The sequence below is a fragment of the Micromonospora sp. NPDC057141 genome, from assembly GCF_042670805.1.
GTDB lineage: Bacteria > Actinomycetota > Actinomycetes > Mycobacteriales > Micromonosporaceae > Micromonospora.
The window spans coordinates 72,310-88,562 of record NZ_JBHUVA010000011.1 but is presented as its reverse complement, the minus strand read 5'-3'; the positions used below and the strand labels follow the sequence as shown (position 1 = coordinate 88,562).

Genomic DNA, 16,253 nt, shown 5'->3' with positions numbered 1-16,253 from the left:
ATCCCTTGGCCGTGGGTACGTGTCCGAGGCGGATCGTCACTTCTTGTCCTCGTCCACGATCTCCGCGTCGACCACGTCGTCGGCGCCGCCGGCCTTGGCACCGCCGGTCGCGCCGGCACCCGGGCCGGCACCCGGGCCGGCCGCCCCGGGCTGCTCGCCCTGCTCGGCCTGCTGCGACGCGTAGAGCAGCGAGCCGGCCTGCTGGGAGACCTGCGCGAGCTTCTCGTGGGCCGCCTTGATCTTGTCGATGTCCTGGCCGCCGAGGGCGCCGCGCAGCTCGCCGAGGGCCTCGTTGAGCTGCTCCCGGTTCTCGCCCGGCAGCTTGTCGCCGCTCTCGGCGAGGAACTTCTCGGTCTGCCACTGGAGCGCCTCGGCGACGTTGCGGGTCTCCGCCTCCTCGCGGCGGCGCTTGTCGTCGTCGGCGTGCTCCTCGGCGTCGCGGCGCATCCGCTCGATGTCGTCCTTCGGCAGCGAGGAGCCGCCGGTGATCGTCATCTTCTGCTCCTTGCCGGTGCCCAGGTCCTTCGCGTGCACGTTGACGATGCCGTTGGCGTCGATGTCGAACGTGACCTCGATCTGCGGCACGCCGCGCGGCGCGGGCGGGAGGCCGGTCAGCTCGAAGGTGCCGAGCTTCTTGTTGTAGGCCGCGATCTCCCGCTCGCCCTGGAACACCTGGATCAGCACCGACGGCTGGTTGTCGTCGGCCGTGGTGAAGACCTCGGAGCGCTTGGTCGGGATGGTGGTGTTGCGCTCGATGAGCTTGGTGAAGATGCCGCCCTTGGTCTCGATGCCCAGGCTCAGCGGGGTCACGTCGAGCAGCAGGACGTCCTTGACCTCGCCCTTGAGCACGCCGGCCTGCAGGGCGGCGCCGACGGCGACGACCTCGTCGGGGTTGACGCCCTTGTTCGGGTCGCGGCCGGTGAGCTGCTTGACCAGGTCGGTGACGGCCGGCATCCGGGTGGAGCCGCCGACGAGGATGACGTGGTCGACGTCGGCGACCTTGATCCCGGCGTCCTTCACGGCCTGCTCGAACGGGCCCTTGCAGCGGTCCAGCAGGTCCTGCGTCATCCGCTGGAACTCGGCGCGGCTGAGCGTCACGTCCAGGTGCAGCGGGCCGGCGGAGCCGGCCGTGATGTACGGCAGGTTGATGTTGGTGGTGGTGGCCGCCGACAGTTCGATCTTGGCCTTCTCGGCCGCCTCGCGCAGCCGCTGGAGGGCCATCTTGTCCTGCGCCAGGTCGATGCCGTGCTCGCCCCGGAACGTCTTCACCAGGTGGTCGATGATCCGCTGGTCCCAGTCGTCGCCGCCCAGCTGGTTGTCGCCGCTGGTCGACTTGACCTCGACGACGCCCTCGGCCAGCTCCAGCAGCGACACGTCGAAGGTGCCGCCGCCGAGGTCGAAGACCAGGACGGTCTGCTCCTTCGAGCCCTTGTCGAGCCCGTACGCCAGGGCCGCCGCGGTCGGCTCGTTGACGATCCGCAGCACGTTGAAGCCGGCGATCTCGCCGGCCTCCTTGGTGGCCTGGCGCTGCCCGTCGTTGAAGTAGGCCGGGACGGTGATCACCGCGTCGGTGATCTGCTCGCCCAGGTACGCCTCGGCGTCCCGCTTGAGCTTCATCAGCGTCCGGGCCGAGATCTCCTGCGGGGTGTACTTCTTGCCGTCGATGTCGACGGTCCAGTTGGTGCCGATCTCCCGCTTGACCGACCGGATGGTCCGGTCCGGGTTCGTCACCGCCTGCCGCTTGGCGACCTCACCGACGAGCACCTCCCCGTTGCGGGCGAACGCGACGATCGACGGGGTCGTCCGCGAGCCCTCAGCGTTGGCGATGACGGTGGGCTCACCGCCCTCGAGAACGCTGACGCAGGAGTTCGTCGTGCCGAGGTCGATACCGACCGCACGTGCCATCTTCGCTTCCTCGCTTCTTACGTTGGAGGCTTCTCACGTCGGCGCAGGTGACGGGGTTGCCCCGCCCTGCACTCGCCACAAGTTGAGTGAACTTGACTCAATAGTGCCACGCTCACGGCGATCGTCAAGTCGAGTTGAGCCGACCCGACGCAACCTCGCGTTCGGGGGAGCCCGGTTGTGTTACCTTGCGCCGGTCGGGCACGCTTTAGCGGTGACGACGCACGGCGATCCCGCCATCGAAACCGGTTCGCCCGCCGTCGCCGCCCGTACCGGCACGGAGGAGGCCGGGGAGGACCCGTCCGGCCCTTCCGGCGACGGCCTGCCCGCCGCGCTCACCGCCCTGCGGGCCGCGATCGGCGCGGCCCGGTTCCCGCTCGCCCTGCCCTCGGCCGAGGCGGCCCGGCACGTCGGCGCGAGCCTCACCGCGCAGCTCGACGACTATCTCCTGCCCCGGCTCGCCCGGCTCGACGCGCCGCTGCTCGTGGTCGTCGGCGGCTCCACCGGGGCTGGCAAGTCGACCCTGGTCAACAGCCTCGTCCAGGCCCGGGTCAGCGCCGCCGGGGTGCTCCGGCCGACCACCCGCTCGCCGGTGCTCGTGTGCAACCCCGCCGACTCCGGCTGGTTCCGCCAGGGCGAGCTGCTGCCCGGCCTCAGCCGCACCAACGAGCCCGGCGAGGACCCGGGCACCCTCCAGCTCGTGACCGCCCCGGCGCTCCCCGCCGGGCTGGCCTTCCTCGACGCCCCCGACATCGACTCGGTGGTCGACGCCAACCGCGCCCTGGCCGGCCAGCTCCTCGCCGCCGCCGACCTCTGGCTCTTCGTCACCACCGCCGCCCGGTACGCCGACGCCGTCCCCTGGGAGCTGCTGCACACCGCCCGGGCCCGGGGCGTGGTGATCGCCATGGTGCTCGACCGGGTGCCGGCGGAGGCCACCGACGAGGTGGCCGCCCACCTGGCCGAGATGCTCGCCGCCCAGGGCCTCGGCGCGGCACCCCTGTTCGTCCTCCCGGAGACCTGGGTCGACGGCCAGGGCCTGCTGCCCGACAAGGTCACCGAACCGCTGAGCACCTGGTTCTCCCGGCTGGCCGCCGACGCCGGGGCGCGCACCGCCGTCGTCCGGCAGACCCTGGACGGCGCGCTGGCCGCGCTGGGCCCGGCCGTCGCGGGCCTGGCCGACGCCGCCGACGAGCAGGGGGCCGCCGCCGACGCCCTCGACGAACGGGTCGTCGCCGCCTACCAGGGGGCCGAGCGGACCGTGGAGCAGGGGTTCAAGGACGGCCGGCTGCTGCGCGGCGAGGTGCTCGCCCGCTGGCAGGAGCTCGTCGGCACCGGCGAGTTCTTCCGCACCCTGGAGGCGCGGATCGGCCGGCTGCGGGACCGGCTCGTGGCGGCGGTGACCGGCCGGCCCGCCCCCGCCGTCGAGCTGCGCGACGCCATCGAGTCGCAGCTGGTCACGCTGCTGCATGGGGTCGCCGCCGAGGCGGCCGAGAACGCGTACACCGGGTGGCGGGCGCATCCCGCCGGGGCGGCCCTGCTCGACCCGCCGCTCGCCCACCCGGGCACCGACTTCCCCGACCGCGCCGAACGACTGGTCCGCGACTGGCAACGCGGGGTGCTGGAGCTGGTCCGGGCCGAGGGCGCCGACCGGCGGTTCGTGGCCCGCACCGCCGCGTACGCGGTGAACGCCACCGGGCTGGCCGTGATGATCGCCGTGTTCGCCTCGACCGCGTTCGTCCCGACCGGGCTGGAGGTCGCCACGGGTGCCGGCACCACGGTCGCCGGGCAGGCCGTACTCCAGGCGATCTTCGGCGACCAGGCCGTGCGTACGCTGGCCGCGAAGGCCCGGGGCGACCTGCTGGCGCGGGTCCGCGAGCTGCTCGACGCGGAGGCCACCCGGTTCCTGTCCCGCACGGCGACGGCCCGGCCGGCGACGGACACCGGCGACGCCCTGCGGGCGGCGGCCGAGCGGGTGGAGCAGGACCGGCGCCGCAGCGGCCTGGCGGCGGCCGGCGCGGCGGCCCTGCCCTCGGCGCTGGCCCCCGAAGGTGAGGCGCGGTGAGCCCGAACATCGTCGGCCGGGTGCGCGAGGCGCTGCGCGGCGACCAGCGGGTCGTCCCGGACGCGCTGATCGCCCGCCTCGCGGCCGTCCGGCGGTTCCTCGAAGCGGCCGACGGCCAGCTCCCGGACACCCAGCTCGTGCCCGCGCACACCCTCGTCGAACGGGCCGGCACCCGGCTCGCGCTCTCCCGCGACCACACCGTCGTCGCCCTCGCCGGTGCCACCGGCAGCGGCAAGTCGAGCCTGTTCAACGCGCTCGCCCGGTTCGACCTCTCCCCGGTCGGGGTGCGCCGCCCCACCACCGGCGTGGCGCACGCCTGCGTCTGGGGCCCGCTCGACGGCGCGAACCGGCTGCTCGACTGGACCGGCGTGCTGCCCCGGCACCGCTTCGTCCGGGAGAGCGCGCTCGACGGCGACGACGAGTCGGCCCTGCACGGGCTGGTCCTGCTCGACCTGCCCGACTTCGACTCGGTGCAGCGGTCGCACCGGCTGGAGGTCGACCGGCTGCTCGGCCTGGTCGACCTGGTGGTCTGGGTCGTCGACCCGCAGAAGTACGCCGACCGGGTCGTCCACACCAGCTACCTGCGCGAGTTCCACCGGCATCGGGACGTGACGCTGGTCGTGCTCAACCAGGCCGACCGGCTGCCCCCGGCCGAGCTGCCCCGCGTCCTGGCCGACCTGCGCCGGCTCCTCGACGCCGACGGGTTGGACGGGGTGCCGCTGCTGGCCACCACCGCCGGCGACCCGACCGGGATCACCGAGCTGCGGGCCACGCTTGAGCGTACGGTCGCCGAGCGGCAGGCCGCCCTGCGTCGCCTCGCCGGCGACGTGGACGCGGTCGTCGCCGGGCTGGAGGAGCTGGTCGCCGCCGAGCCCCCGGTCGACGCGCCGGACGTCGGGCCCGCCTCGGGGCTGAACCGGGCGTTGGCCGGCGCGGCCGGGGTGCCGGCGGTGGCGGAGGCGGTCGAGGGGGCGTACCGGCACCGGGCCGCCGCGAGCACCGGCTGGCCGCTGGTGCGCGGCTGGCGGCGGCTGCGCCCCGACCCGCTGCGCCGACTGCACCTGCCCGGCCCGCCCACCGGCGGCGACGCGGGCGACCCGGCGGAGAGCCTGGTCGCCGCGACCTCCGTACCCGATCCGACCGCCGCGCAGCGCTCGGCGCTGGGGCTGGCCGTGCGGACGGTGGCCGACCGCGCCGGTGCCGGCCTGCCCGACTCGTGGGCAGCCGCGGTGACCACCGCCGCCCGGTCCCGCCTCGGCGACCTGCCGGACGCCCTGGACCGCGCGGTGGCGCAGACCGACCTCGGGCTGGACCGCCGGCCCGCCTGGTGGCGGATCGTCGGCGGGGTGCAGTGGCTGGTCACCCTCGCGGCCGTGGCCGGCCTCGGCTGGCTCGCGCTCGGCTACGCGCTACGCGCCCTGGGCCTGCCGGCCCTGGACCATCCCCGGGTCGGGGAGGCCCCGCTGCCCACGGTGCTGCTGCTCGGCGGCCTGCTCGCCGGCCTGCTGGTGGCGGCGCTGACCAGGCCCGTGGTGCGGTGGGCGGCCCGCCGGGCGCGCGACCGGGCCGAGAAGCGGCTCACCCTCGCCGTCAGCGCGGTCGGGCAGGAGCACGTGATGGAGCCGGTGCGGGCGGTGCTGGCCCGCCACGGGCAGGCGCGGCAGGCGCTGCGCGACGCCGCCCGCCGCTGACGACCGCGGTCTTTCTTCGCTGTTCGGGGACCGTCGGCGGGCGTAGGGTCGACGCATGGCCACGCCTCAGACCCCCTACGACGCGGTGCTGTACGCCGCACGCGACGTGACCAGGCTCGACACCGCCCTCGATGCCGAGATGCTCGGCGCGGCGCTGCTCGGCAGCGTCTACTCGGTCGCGGAGACCGACCGGGAGGCGGCCGTCCGGGAGTTCGTCACGGGCTTCCTCGCCGCCACCTCCCGCCGCCGCACGGCTGCGGCGAGGACCATCCGCTCCGTCTTCGCCGCCCTGGTGCCGGACGCCGAGGGCGCGGCGAAGGTCAACCCCGGCACCCAGGCACCGACGTGGTCGGCGCACCTCGGCCGGGTGCACCTCACCGGCACCTGGTGCTACGGCGACGTGTACGGCGACCAGACCTCCTACCTGGCCACGTTCGCCTACGACGACGCGGCCGGCGGCCCCGAGCACGCGCTGGTGGCCCTCGTCGACCACAACATCGGCATCACCAAGGACGTCTTCGTGGGCGGCCCCGCGGGGCGCATCGTCGACCAGGTCCGGGAGATGGTCGACGGCGACGAGCTGACCTGGTTCCGGGAGGAGGACCCGGCCCGCATGCACGGCGAGGTCGCCCGGCACCTGGCCGTCACCGACGACCTGGGCGAGCTGCCCGCCGAGGGCTCCCTCGCCGCGGACCGGGCGCTGGCCGGTGCCCGGCTGGCGCTGCTGCCCCCGCCGACCGCCGGGGCCACCCCCGACGCCGAGCCCCTCTCCGGCGACCGGCGCACGGAGCTGGTCCGGGCGTTCCTCGCCTCGCCCGAGGCGGCCCGCTACGACCTCGACCCGTCCGACGACGCGGGGCTGGCCTCGCTGCACTTCTGCCTCAGCCTGCTGCTCGACCACGCGGCGAGCTTCCCCGACGCCGACGCGCTGCGCTGGAGCCCCACGGTGGCCGAGCTGTTCCTGCTGGACTGGGTGCACCGGCGGGCCGTGCTCGACATGGACGACGCCGCGATGCTGCCCCGGGTGCTGCGCGGCTGGGCGGCGTACGCGGCCCGGCGCAAGGGGCTGCCGCAGGCGGCGGCGCAGCGGACCGACACGGCCGTCGAGGAGATGATCCCCGAGTTCGCCCGGCTCTACTCCACCGGTGAACGCCGCAGCCCCGCCACGGCGGCGGTGGCCCAGCTGATGGCCGACGGAGTGGACCCGGACGACCCGGCCGCCCTCGACGCCTGGATCGAGGCGAACCGGCACCGGCTCGCCGACGACGGGGCCTGACCCGGCCTCCGGCCCGGCGGGCAGGTGGCCGGGCCGGGCGGCGGGCGCTCAACCGAGCGCACCGTAAACGGCCCCGGAGGGGGCCGACGCGGGGGTGCCGGGGACGCCCCCGGCCACCAGCCCGCCGACGGTGCCGCCGACCAGCACCTGGGGCAGGGTGTGGGCCCGCAGCTTGACGACTGCCGTACGAGTCGGCAGCGACGGGCTTCACCGGGCGGCGGGCTGCCGGCCTTCGCCCACGAGGGGCTCGGCCGGAGCGCCGGAGGCGGTGGGCCGGGGCGGGACGGCCGGGGTCTGCGGCGCGGGGCTGGGCGCGCCGGTCGGGGCGGCCGGCGGACGGCTACGCGTGGGCGGGCTGGGCACCGCCGTGAGCACCGCCGCCGGCCCGGGGCCGGGGGCCCGTTGCGCGCTCGCGCTCGACCGGGATTCCGCGTTCGCGGGTGGCTCGGGAGCCGGGGCAGGGTCGGCGCTCGCCGTCGGCCCGGGGCTCGGGGCAGGGTCGGCGCTCGCCGTCGGCCCGGGGCTCGGGGCAGGTTCTCCGGTCGCCGTCGGTTCGGTGCCGGGAGGCGGCTCCGCGCTCACGGTCGGCTCGGTGCCGGACGACGGAACCGGCACCTGGGCCGAGGCGGAAAGGGTCGCCGTCGGCTCGGCCGGGGGCGTCGGTTCCCCGGTCGGTGCCGGGGCCGGGGAGGGGTGCGGCGTCGGGGTGGGGGCCGGGGTCACGGTGGTCGGCGGGGGCAGGGTCGGCACCCGGGGCGGCGGGCTGTGGACCGCCTCGGGGTCCGACCGGTCGGAGGCGGCCGGCACCACCGGCGCGGGCGCGGGTGGCGGGAGCCCCGGACCGGGCAGCCCGGGCTGCGGCACCACGACCGTGCCCGGCAGTGCGGAGGGGGTGACCGCCGGTCGGCCGGTCGCCGGCACGATCACCGGCCCGGCGGAGGGCGTGGGGATGAACGGGGTGCTGCTGTCCGGGAGTGCGGTGCTACCCACTGTGGCCGACCCCGTGCTGATGGCGGCGAGGATCGGCATCGAGGCGGTGCCGGCGAGCAGGGCGACCGTGAAGAGGTACCCGCGACCGGGGCCGCCGGAGCCGGGGGCACGGTGCGCCCCGACGACCCGACGGTAGCTGCCCCCGGCCGCACGGTGCCGGCCGAGCAGCGGCGCGGTGGGACCCTCATCTGGCTGGGACACGCACACACTCCTCGTCGTCGATCACGGGCACCGGTGGACGGCAGCACTGGCACGGGCGGACGGCAGCCGAGGCACAAAAAGGGTCATAAGCCCATGAAATGCCCACCAGCCTCAACAGCTTGACTCAGTGACGGCCAGTTCACCAGGAGCCACCGCGTGTCGACACACAAATTGTCCGGCGCGCCCCTGCGGGTCACGATCCTCGCGCAGGCATGGGGTCCCACCAGCCGCAAACCCGACAGCGCCCGGAATGCGGGGCGGGCGTACTGTGGGCGCGCTCATCTCCTCTGCCATCATTTGGGGCACGACGGCAACGCAGCCGCGACCTCCGCGCACCCCGCGGCAGGCGCGGTACGACGCCGGCGCTCCCGAACCGGGTTCGCACGGAATCCGGCTCACGCCGCGCGGCAACCCTCACCGGGGCTAGGCGCGGCCGCCAGGAACCAGCCCGGCACCAGCCGGGCGGGTGCACGCACTGCGCGGAGCGGGTCACCCCCGGTGCCGGCGCAGACCACGACAGGGAGAGACGGATGGCAAAGGGCGACCCCGGGGTCACCACCACCCGCGGCCGGCGAGCCGCACCCCGTGCCAAGCGAACGGCCGCGACGGCTGGCGGCGACCCGGAACTCGTACAGCTGCTCACCCCCGCCGGAGAGCGCGTCGAGAGCGCGTTCGGGCCGGACGGCACGGAGTACCGCGTCGACTTCACCGACGAGGAGTACCGCGGGCTCTACCGCGACCTCGTGCTGGTCCGCAAGCTCGACGCCGAGGCCACCGCGTTGCAGCGGCAGGGCGAGCTGGGGCTGTGGGCCAGTCTGCTCGGCCAGGAGGCGGCGCAGGTCGGCTCCGGGCGGGCGCTGCGCAGCCAGGACATGGCCTTCCCGACCTACCGGGAGCACGGCGTGCTCTATTGCCGGGGCATCGACCCGATCATGCCGCTCGGCCTGTTCCGGGGCGTCGACCAGGGCGGCTGGGACCCGAACGAGTTCAAGTTCAACATGTACACGATCGTGATCGGCGCGCAGACCCTGCACGCCACCGGGTACGCGATGGGCGTCCACATGGACGGCAAGACCGGCGGCGACGACGGCGAGGCGGTGATCGCCTACTTCGGCGACGGCGCGACCAGCCAGGGCGACGTGAACGAGGCGTTCGTCTGGGCCAGCGTCTTCAACGCCCCGCTGGTGTTCTTCTGCCAGAACAACCAGTACGCCATCTCCGAGCCCCTGGAGCGGCAGACCCGCGTCCCGCTCTACCAGCGGGCGCGCGGCTTCGGCTTCCCGGGCGTACGGGTGGACGGCAACGACGTGCTCGCCTCGTACGCGGTGACCCGGCACGCGCTGGACAACGCGCGGCACGGCCAGGGCCCCAGCCTGATCGAGGCGTACACCTACCGGATGGGGGCGCACACCACCTCCGACGACCCGACCCGGTACCGGATCGCCAGCGAGGTCGAGGCCTGGCAGGCCAAGGACCCGATCGCCCGGATGAAGGCGTTCCTGGAGAAGCAGAAGATCGCCGACGGGTCGTTCTTCGCCGAGGTCGACGAGCAGGCCCGCGCCGAGTCGGTGCACCTGCGCGAGCGGGTGCTCGCCATGCCCAACCCCGAGCCGGTGACGATGTTCGACCACGTCTACCCGCACGGCTCCCCGGAGCTCGACGAGCAGCGGGCGCAGTTCAGCCGCTACCTGGAGTCGTTCGAAGGGAGCGCACACTGATGGCCACGGAGACGCTCACCCTCGGCAAGGCCCTCAACACCGGCCTGCGCCGGGCCCTGGAGCACGACCAGAAGGTCGTCATCATGGGCGAGGACGTCGGCAAGCTCGGCGGCGTCTTCCGGATCACCGACGGGCTCCAGAAGGACTTCGGCGACCAGCGGGTGATCGACACCCCGCTGGCCGAGTCCGGCATCATCGGCACCGCCGTCGGCCTGGCCATCCGCGGCTTCCGCCCGGTCTGCGAGATCCAGTTCGACGGCTTCGTCTACCCCGCGTACGACCAGATCGTGTCGCAGGTGGCGAAGATGCACTACCGCTCGCAGGGCAAGGTGCGCATCCCGATGGTCATCCGCATCCCCTACGGCGGCGGCATCGGCGCGGTCGAGCACCACTCGGAGTCGCCGGAGGCGTACTTCGCGCACACCGCCGGCCTGAAGGTCGTGACCTGTGCCAACCCGCAGGACGCGTACTGGATGATCCAGCAGGCGATCGCCTCGGACGACCCGATCGTCTTCCTGGAGCCGAAGCGGCGCTACTGGGAGAAGGGCCCGGTCGAGCTGGACGGCCCGCTGTCGGCGGCGTACCCGCTGCACTCGGCCCGGGTGGTGCGGGCCGGCACGGACGCCACCGTGCTGGCGTACGGGCCCATGGTGCGGACCTGCCTGGACGCGGCGGCCGCCGCGGCCGAGGACGGCCGGGAGCTGGAGGTCGTCGACCTGCGCACGCTCTCCCCGCTGGACCTGACCGCCGTGTACGAGTCGGTGCGGCGCACCGGCCGGTGCGTGGTGGTGCACGAGGCGCCGGGCAACCTGGGCCTGGGCGCGGAGGTCGCCGCCCGGGTCACCGAGGAGTCCTTCTACTCGCTGGAGTCCCCGGTGCTGCGGGTGACCGGCTTCGACACCCCCTACCCGGCGTCCCGGGTGGAGGAGGAATACCTTCCCGACCTCGACCGGGTGCTCGACGCCGTCGACCGCGCCTTCGGGTGGTGAGCGGCGTGTCACGGATCAAGGAGTTCAACCTGCCCGACCTGGGCGAGGGGCTGACCGAGGGCGAGATCCTCGCCTGGCTGGTCAAAGAGGGCGACACGATCGAGCTGAACCAGCCGATCGTGGAGGTGGAGACGGCGAAGGCGGCCGTCGAGATCCCCGCGAAGTGGGCCGGCCAGGTGCGGTCGATCTTCCACCCGGAGGGGACCACGGTCGAGGTCGGCACGCCGATCATCGCGATCGACACCGATCCGGGCGCCGGCCCGATCGAGGCGTCGACGACAGGCACCCCGTCCGCCGACCGGCCGACCCCGTCGGCGGCTTCCCTGGCCGCCGTCGAGATCGCACCCGAGGAGGGCATGATCGAGCCGGGGCTGATCGGCGGCGCGGCACCGGGCGGACGCACCGCCGTGTTGGTCGGTTACGGCCCGCGCAACGCGCCGGCCAAGCGCCGCCCACGCAAGGGCGCGGCCTCGGGCCGGCCCGCCGCCGCCCCGACGGCCCCTGTTCCGGTCGTGCCCGTGCCTGCGCCCGTCCCGGCGTCGGCACCCGCCTCGACGTCGGCGCCCGTCCCGGCGACGGCGACGAGCGTGAACGGCAGCGGGCCGCCCGGCGGGCTGGTGCTGGCCAAGCCGCCGGTGCGCAAGCTCGCCAAGGACCTCGGCGTGGACCTCGGCTCGCTGAGCGGGTCGGGGCCGCTGGGCTCGATCACCCGGGAGGACGTACAGCGGGCGGCGAGCGGCACCGCGACTGCGGCCGAGCCGCTGACGGTCGCGGCACCGGCCGCGGCTGCCGCGAGCTTCGGCGCGGACCGCGAGCGACGCGTCCCGGTCAAGGGGATACGCAGGCTCACCGCCGAGAACATGTCCCGCTCGGCCTTCACCGCGCCGCACGTGACGGAGTTCCTGACCGTTGACGTGACCCGGGCGATGAAGGCACTGGACCGGCTTCGCGGCCGGCGGGAGTGGCGCGACGTGCGGGTCTCGCCGCTGTTGCTCGTCGCCAAGGCGGTGCTCCTGGCGGTGCGGCGGCATCCGATGGTCAACTCGACGTGGGCCGGTGACGAGATCGTCGTCAAGGACTACGTCAACCTGGGCATCGCGGCGGCCACGGAGCGCGGCCTGATCGTGCCGAACATCAAGGACGCCGGCCGGCTCACGCTGCGTGAGCTGGCGGACGCGCTGACCGACCTGGTGCAGACGGCGAAGGCCGGCCGGACCTCGCCGGCCGACATGTCCGGCGGCACACTGACGATCACCAACGTCGGGGTGTTCGGAGTGGACACCGGCACGCCGATCCTGCCCCCGGGCGAGTCGGCGATCCTGGCCTTCGGCGCGGTCCGCGAGATGCCCTGGGTGCACAAGGGCAAGGTCCGCCCGCGCCAGGTGACCACGCTGGGTCTCTCCTTCGATCACCGGATCATCGACGGCGAGCTCGGCTCGAAGTTCCTCCGGGACATCGGGGACTTCCTGACCGACCCGGAGGCGGCGCTGCTCGCCTGGACCTGACGGGTCGCGACACCAGCCACGGCCGGTGTGCCACGGGTGAACGCCCGGCACACCGGCCGTGGCCGTTGAAAGAAGAAAGCACCGCCCATGCGTCCCGTTGACCTACGATCCTTAGGCAAGTGTCTCAGCTCACCTAATAATCGTTGGAAGTTCCGAGCTGCATGCGGTTCAATTGAGTCACCAAGGGGCTGACAACCGAATAAGCCAGGAGGAGAGACCCAGATGAGCATGATCGAGCGAATCCGCAACCGCCGCGACGCCAACCGCCGGGCCCGTGCCATCGAGCACGCCCTGCGGTCCGCCAACTCGCCCGCGGTCCGCGAGGAGCTTCTCGCCATCGCCCAGCGTCACATGAGCTGACGCCCCACACTTTCGTCCCCTCCTCCAGTTCGACGACCCGCCCGGTTCGCCCGGGCGGGTCGTCGGCGTTTTCGGGCCTATTGACACCGGGATTCCGCCTCGCCGCACCGCCCGGTACGGTGGGGCTCGGTCGTCAACCGCCCGACCGGACCCCGTCGCGCCGATAGAAGCTGCTCGACACCGTCCGGCGACGCGGAGTGACGGCCGGTGCTCCCCGGATGCCGCGGGCGGCCACCGGATACGGTGCGGGGAGTCCCCACGGCCGGCACCGCCGGCCACACCGGCACCCACGCCGACGCACCGTCGGCATCGGCGGCCGACATGTGATGGAGGAGGCGCACCGATGACGTCCGAGGGCCCGCACCACCCCGGCCAGGAGCCGGACGAGGTGTCGCCGGGCACCGGCGCACCGGCGCCGTACGGCGTCGCCAACCCGGACCTGGGCTGGGCGCCCCCGCCCCCCGCAGCCCGGCCGAACCCGCCCACTCCCGCCTGGGCGACCCAGAACGACCAGCCGCCGGCCCCCTCCTGGGGCCAGCCCTCGCAGGGCGACCAACCGCCGACAGCAGCCTGGGGCGCGTCCCCCAACAGCGACCAGCCGCCGACAGCTGCCTGGGGCGCCGGGCCGGTGACTCCCCACTGGGGCGCGCCGCAGGGCGACCAACCCGCGACCGCGGCCTGGGGCCACCCTCCACAAGGTGACCAGCCGCCCACCGCGGCCTGGGGTGCCGCCCAGGTGCCGGCGCAGCAGCCGGAGCCGAACCGTCCGGCCGCCTGGGGGGCACCGGCTGCCGCAGCGCAGCCCGCCTGGGAGCAGAACGAGCAGACCGGGCCGGATTGGCAGCAGAACGAGCAGGCACCGGGCTGGCAGCAGAACGAGCAGGCCGGCCCCGGCTGGGCCGCCGCGTCGGCCACCCCGGTCGTCGCGAGCGCGTCGAACGGAGACCCGGCCCAGCCGGCCTGGGCGACGCAGCCCGAGCAGCCGGCCCCGACCTGGGCCGGCCCGGCCGAGCAGCCGCCAACGCCGTGGGGCCAGGCCGAGCCCGGCGCCCGGGGCGCCGCCCGCGTGCCCGGCCAGGCGACGCCGCCCCAGGATTGGGCCACCACACAGGACGACGCCTCCCGCTCCGGCGGCTGGAACGCCGGCCAACAGGCCGACGACCCCGCCCGCTCCGGCGGCTGGAACGCCACGCCGCAGGAGGCCGACGGCCCGGCCGGTTCCGGTGGCTGGTCGCGGGCCGAGCAACCCGACACCCCCGGCCAGGCAGGTCAGGCCGCCTCGACCGGCCTGGCCGGTCAGCCCGGATTCGGCGGGGCGACCGGTCAGCCCGGGCCCGGCGGTCCGGTCGAGCAGTCGCCGGCCGCGTGGGGTCAGGACGAGCCCGCCGCCCGGGGCGCCGCCCGCGTGCCCGGCCAGGCGACGCCGCCCCAGGACTGGGCCACCACACAGGACGACGCCTCCCGCTCCGGCGGCTGGTCGACCGGCTCCTCCGCTTCCGCCCAGGACGACCCCGCCCGTTCCGGCGGATGGGCCGCCACGGCGGTCCGCGCCGACGACCAGCCGAAGCAGAACGCCTGGCCCGCTGCCGAGGAGTCGGGGCAGCCCGGCGCGTGGGGCGCGGCATCGGTGCCGCAACGACAGGACGACCGGCCCGAGGTTCCCGACTGGGCGGCGGCTGAGCCGACCTCCGTACCACCGGCGCGGGCCACCGTCGGCACGGAGGGTCCGCCCGTCTGGGGGACGCCCGGCGAGAGCCCGCAGCAGCGGTCCGGCGCCGACCGGTCCGACCGACCGGCCATGCCGGACGTCGAGCCGTGGGCACCGGGCGAGGCGTGGGGGCGTACCGAGGCGGAGGCCGCCGCGCCGCAGCAGGCCGGCAACGGCTGGGAGCCCGAGCGGTCCGAGGACCGTCCGCTCTACCAGCCGGCTCCCGGGCCGGGGATCTCGCCGGCCAACGCCGTGCCGCTGCCGCCGCAGGAGCAGCGCGTGCCCGGTGCCAGCCTGGCTGCCCTCCCGCCGGCCGACTACGCCCCGCCGGCACAGTTCGCCCCGGCGATCGAGCCCTCGCCGGCCGCCGAGCCGGCCGGCCGTCAGGGCGTCCCGTCGCCGTACGAGCCCGAGGCGGGCGCCGGCTGGGGCCGCGCCGAGGAGCCACACCCGCAGGGCACCCCGTTCGTGCCCGCCCCTCGGGTCTCGCCCGAGTCCGGGGCGACCGCCCGGGCCGCCGTACCCCCGGCGGAGGCCGGGGAGGCCGCTGCCGGCGCGGTGGGCAGCGTCTCGGCGAGCGCGTCCGTGCCGATGGCCAGCCGGGTGATGCCCCCGACCGACCAGGCGCTGCACCCCGGCGGCGCGCCCGCGCCGCAGCCCCGGGTGTACGGCCGGCCGGCCCGCCCGGAGCCGGCCGACGAGCCGGAGCCGGCGGAGGAGAGCCCGTTCCGCCCCGAACACAACCCGCCACCGTCCCGCTTCGACGAGCCGGGCCCCCAGGGCCGCTTCGACGAACCCGGCCGGTACGACGAGCCAGGGCGCTTCGAGGGACCAGGGCGCTTCGACGAACCCGGTCGGTTCGACGAGCCGGGCCTGCAGCGGCGCTCCGCCGAACACGACCACCCGGGCGGGTTCGACGGGCAGGACCAACACCGCGGGTTCGACGGGCGTGACCAGCATCGCGGGTTCGACGACGTCGGGCCGCAGCCGCGGTTCGACGACCGGGGGCCGCAGGGACCGCAGCGATTCGACGCCCCGGACCGGTCGGCCGGCCAGCAGCACGGCTTCGGCGACGGCCCGGCGGCCGGGGCGGCGGGCGCGGCGGCCGCCCCGCCGACCTTCCCGCCCGGGGTGCCGTCCTTCGTGGACCCGCCGGCCAGCAACCGGCCCGTCAACGGCGTACGGCCGCACGAGGGCGACCGCCCGGGTGAGCAGTTCGGCCCGGTGGATGGGGCCACCGCCGTGCAGGGCACCGTGCCCGGCCATGGTCCCGCGCCGTACGGCGAGCCGACCCAGGTCGGGTTCCCGCCGCAGGGGCAGCAGTCCGGCCCGGCCTGGGGGCCGGAGCCGGAGGAGCAGGGCCGGTTCGACGCGTTCAAGCCCGAGGCGGACGCGCCGAAGGCCGAGGCGCCGCCGCCGAAGGTCCGCAACGGCCGGGTGCTGGTCGCCGTGCTGGTGGCCGCCGTGCTGATCCTCGCGGTGCCGTTGGGGCTGCTCCTGCTGCTCGGCAAGGTGGGCGGCGGCAACGCGAAGGCGTTCGACCCGGCCGTCGGCTCCTGCGTCAAGCAGTCGGGCGGCAACGCGGCGGAGGCCACCTGCGGCGAGGCCGGTGCGTTCACGATCGTGTCCAAGGTCGACGCCAAGGAGAAGTGCGCCGACCCCGCCCAGCCGTACGTCGTCCTCCGTGGCGACGTACCGAAGAAGGTGCTCTGCCTCAAGCCGGCCGCCAAGTAGCGAACCCTGGGGGCGGGGCCACGGACCACCGTGGCCCCGCCCCCGTCGTACGCCCAAGGTGTGACCGGGGCCGCGCGGGTGCCGGCCGTTCAGGGCGTCACGGTCGGGCAGACTGGG

General features: G+C 75.2%; 10 protein-coding genes. 8 read left to right on the top strand and 2 right to left on the bottom strand.

Annotation, left to right across the window (positions count from 1 at the left end):
* Positions 1 to 36: 36 nt before the first annotated feature.
* Positions 37 to 1,905, bottom strand: coding sequence for a molecular chaperone DnaK (dnaK, locus tag ACFT41_RS09900; RefSeq protein ID WP_377587279.1), 1,869 nt, complete (start codon positions 1,903 to 1,905; stop codon positions 37 to 39).
* Between the two features lie 211 nt (positions 1,906 to 2,116).
* Here dnaK and ACFT41_RS09895 point away from each other — a divergent pair, with 211 nt between their 5' ends.
* Genes ACFT41_RS09895 through ACFT41_RS09885 form a run of 3 tightly spaced genes read left to right on the top strand, consistent with a single transcriptional unit; the run spans position 2,117 to position 6,931 of the window.
* Positions 2,117 to 3,964 carry an ABC transporter gene (locus ACFT41_RS09895; protein ID WP_377587278.1) on the top strand — a complete coding sequence of 616 codons (1,848 nt, stop codon included), beginning with the start codon at positions 2,117 to 2,119 and terminating at the stop codon, positions 3,962 to 3,964.
* Positions 3,961 to 5,655 carry a GTPase gene (locus tag ACFT41_RS09890; RefSeq protein ID WP_377587277.1) on the top strand — a complete coding sequence of 565 codons (1,695 nt, stop codon included), beginning with the start codon at positions 3,961 to 3,963 and terminating at the stop codon, positions 5,653 to 5,655. Before ACFT41_RS09895 ends, ACFT41_RS09890 begins: the two co-directional genes overlap by 4 nt.
* 55 nt (positions 5,656 to 5,710) lie before the next feature.
* Positions 5,711 to 6,931, top strand: a complete 1,221-nt coding sequence (locus ACFT41_RS09885; protein WP_377587276.1) for a hypothetical protein — start codon at positions 5,711 to 5,713, stop codon at positions 6,929 to 6,931.
* Positions 6,932 to 7,138: 207 nt separating this feature from the next.
* Here the strand turns inward: ACFT41_RS09885 and ACFT41_RS09880 are convergent, their stop codons facing one another.
* A complete protein-coding gene (locus tag ACFT41_RS09880) occupies positions 7,139 to 8,122 on the bottom strand; it encodes a hypothetical protein (protein WP_377587275.1) in 984 nt (327 codons plus the stop codon).
* 530 nt (positions 8,123 to 8,652) lie between these two features.
* Between ACFT41_RS09880 and pdhA the strand changes: the two genes are divergently transcribed.
* The 5 genes from pdhA (at position 8,653) to ACFT41_RS09855 (ending at position 16,136) form a co-directional block, all read left to right on the top strand.
* Positions 8,653 to 9,840, top strand: coding sequence for a pyruvate dehydrogenase (acetyl-transferring) E1 component subunit alpha (pdhA, locus tag ACFT41_RS09875; RefSeq protein ID WP_377587274.1), 1,188 nt, complete (start codon positions 8,653 to 8,655; stop codon positions 9,838 to 9,840).
* Positions 9,840 to 10,829 (top strand): alpha-ketoacid dehydrogenase subunit beta, encoded by a 990-nt coding sequence (locus tag ACFT41_RS09870; protein WP_377587272.1) that lies wholly within the window; start codon positions 9,840 to 9,842, stop codon positions 10,827 to 10,829. Before pdhA ends, ACFT41_RS09870 begins: the two co-directional genes overlap by 1 nt.
* A complete protein-coding gene (locus ACFT41_RS09865; protein ID WP_377587271.1) occupies positions 10,826 to 12,334 on the top strand; it encodes a dihydrolipoamide acetyltransferase family protein in 1,509 nt (502 codons plus the stop codon). Before ACFT41_RS09870 ends, ACFT41_RS09865 begins: the two co-directional genes overlap by 4 nt.
* Before the next feature lie 222 nt (positions 12,335 to 12,556).
* The gene (locus tag ACFT41_RS09860; RefSeq protein WP_165823299.1) at positions 12,557 to 12,694 is read left to right on the top strand and encodes a hypothetical protein; all 138 of its coding nucleotides are present in this window, start codon (positions 12,557 to 12,559) and stop codon (positions 12,692 to 12,694) included.
* A gap of 343 nt (positions 12,695 to 13,037) precedes the next feature.
* The gene (locus ACFT41_RS09855; RefSeq protein WP_377587270.1) at positions 13,038 to 16,136 is read left to right on the top strand and encodes a hypothetical protein; all 3,099 of its coding nucleotides are present in this window, start codon (positions 13,038 to 13,040) and stop codon (positions 16,134 to 16,136) included.
* Positions 16,137 to 16,253: the final 117 nt, after the last annotated feature.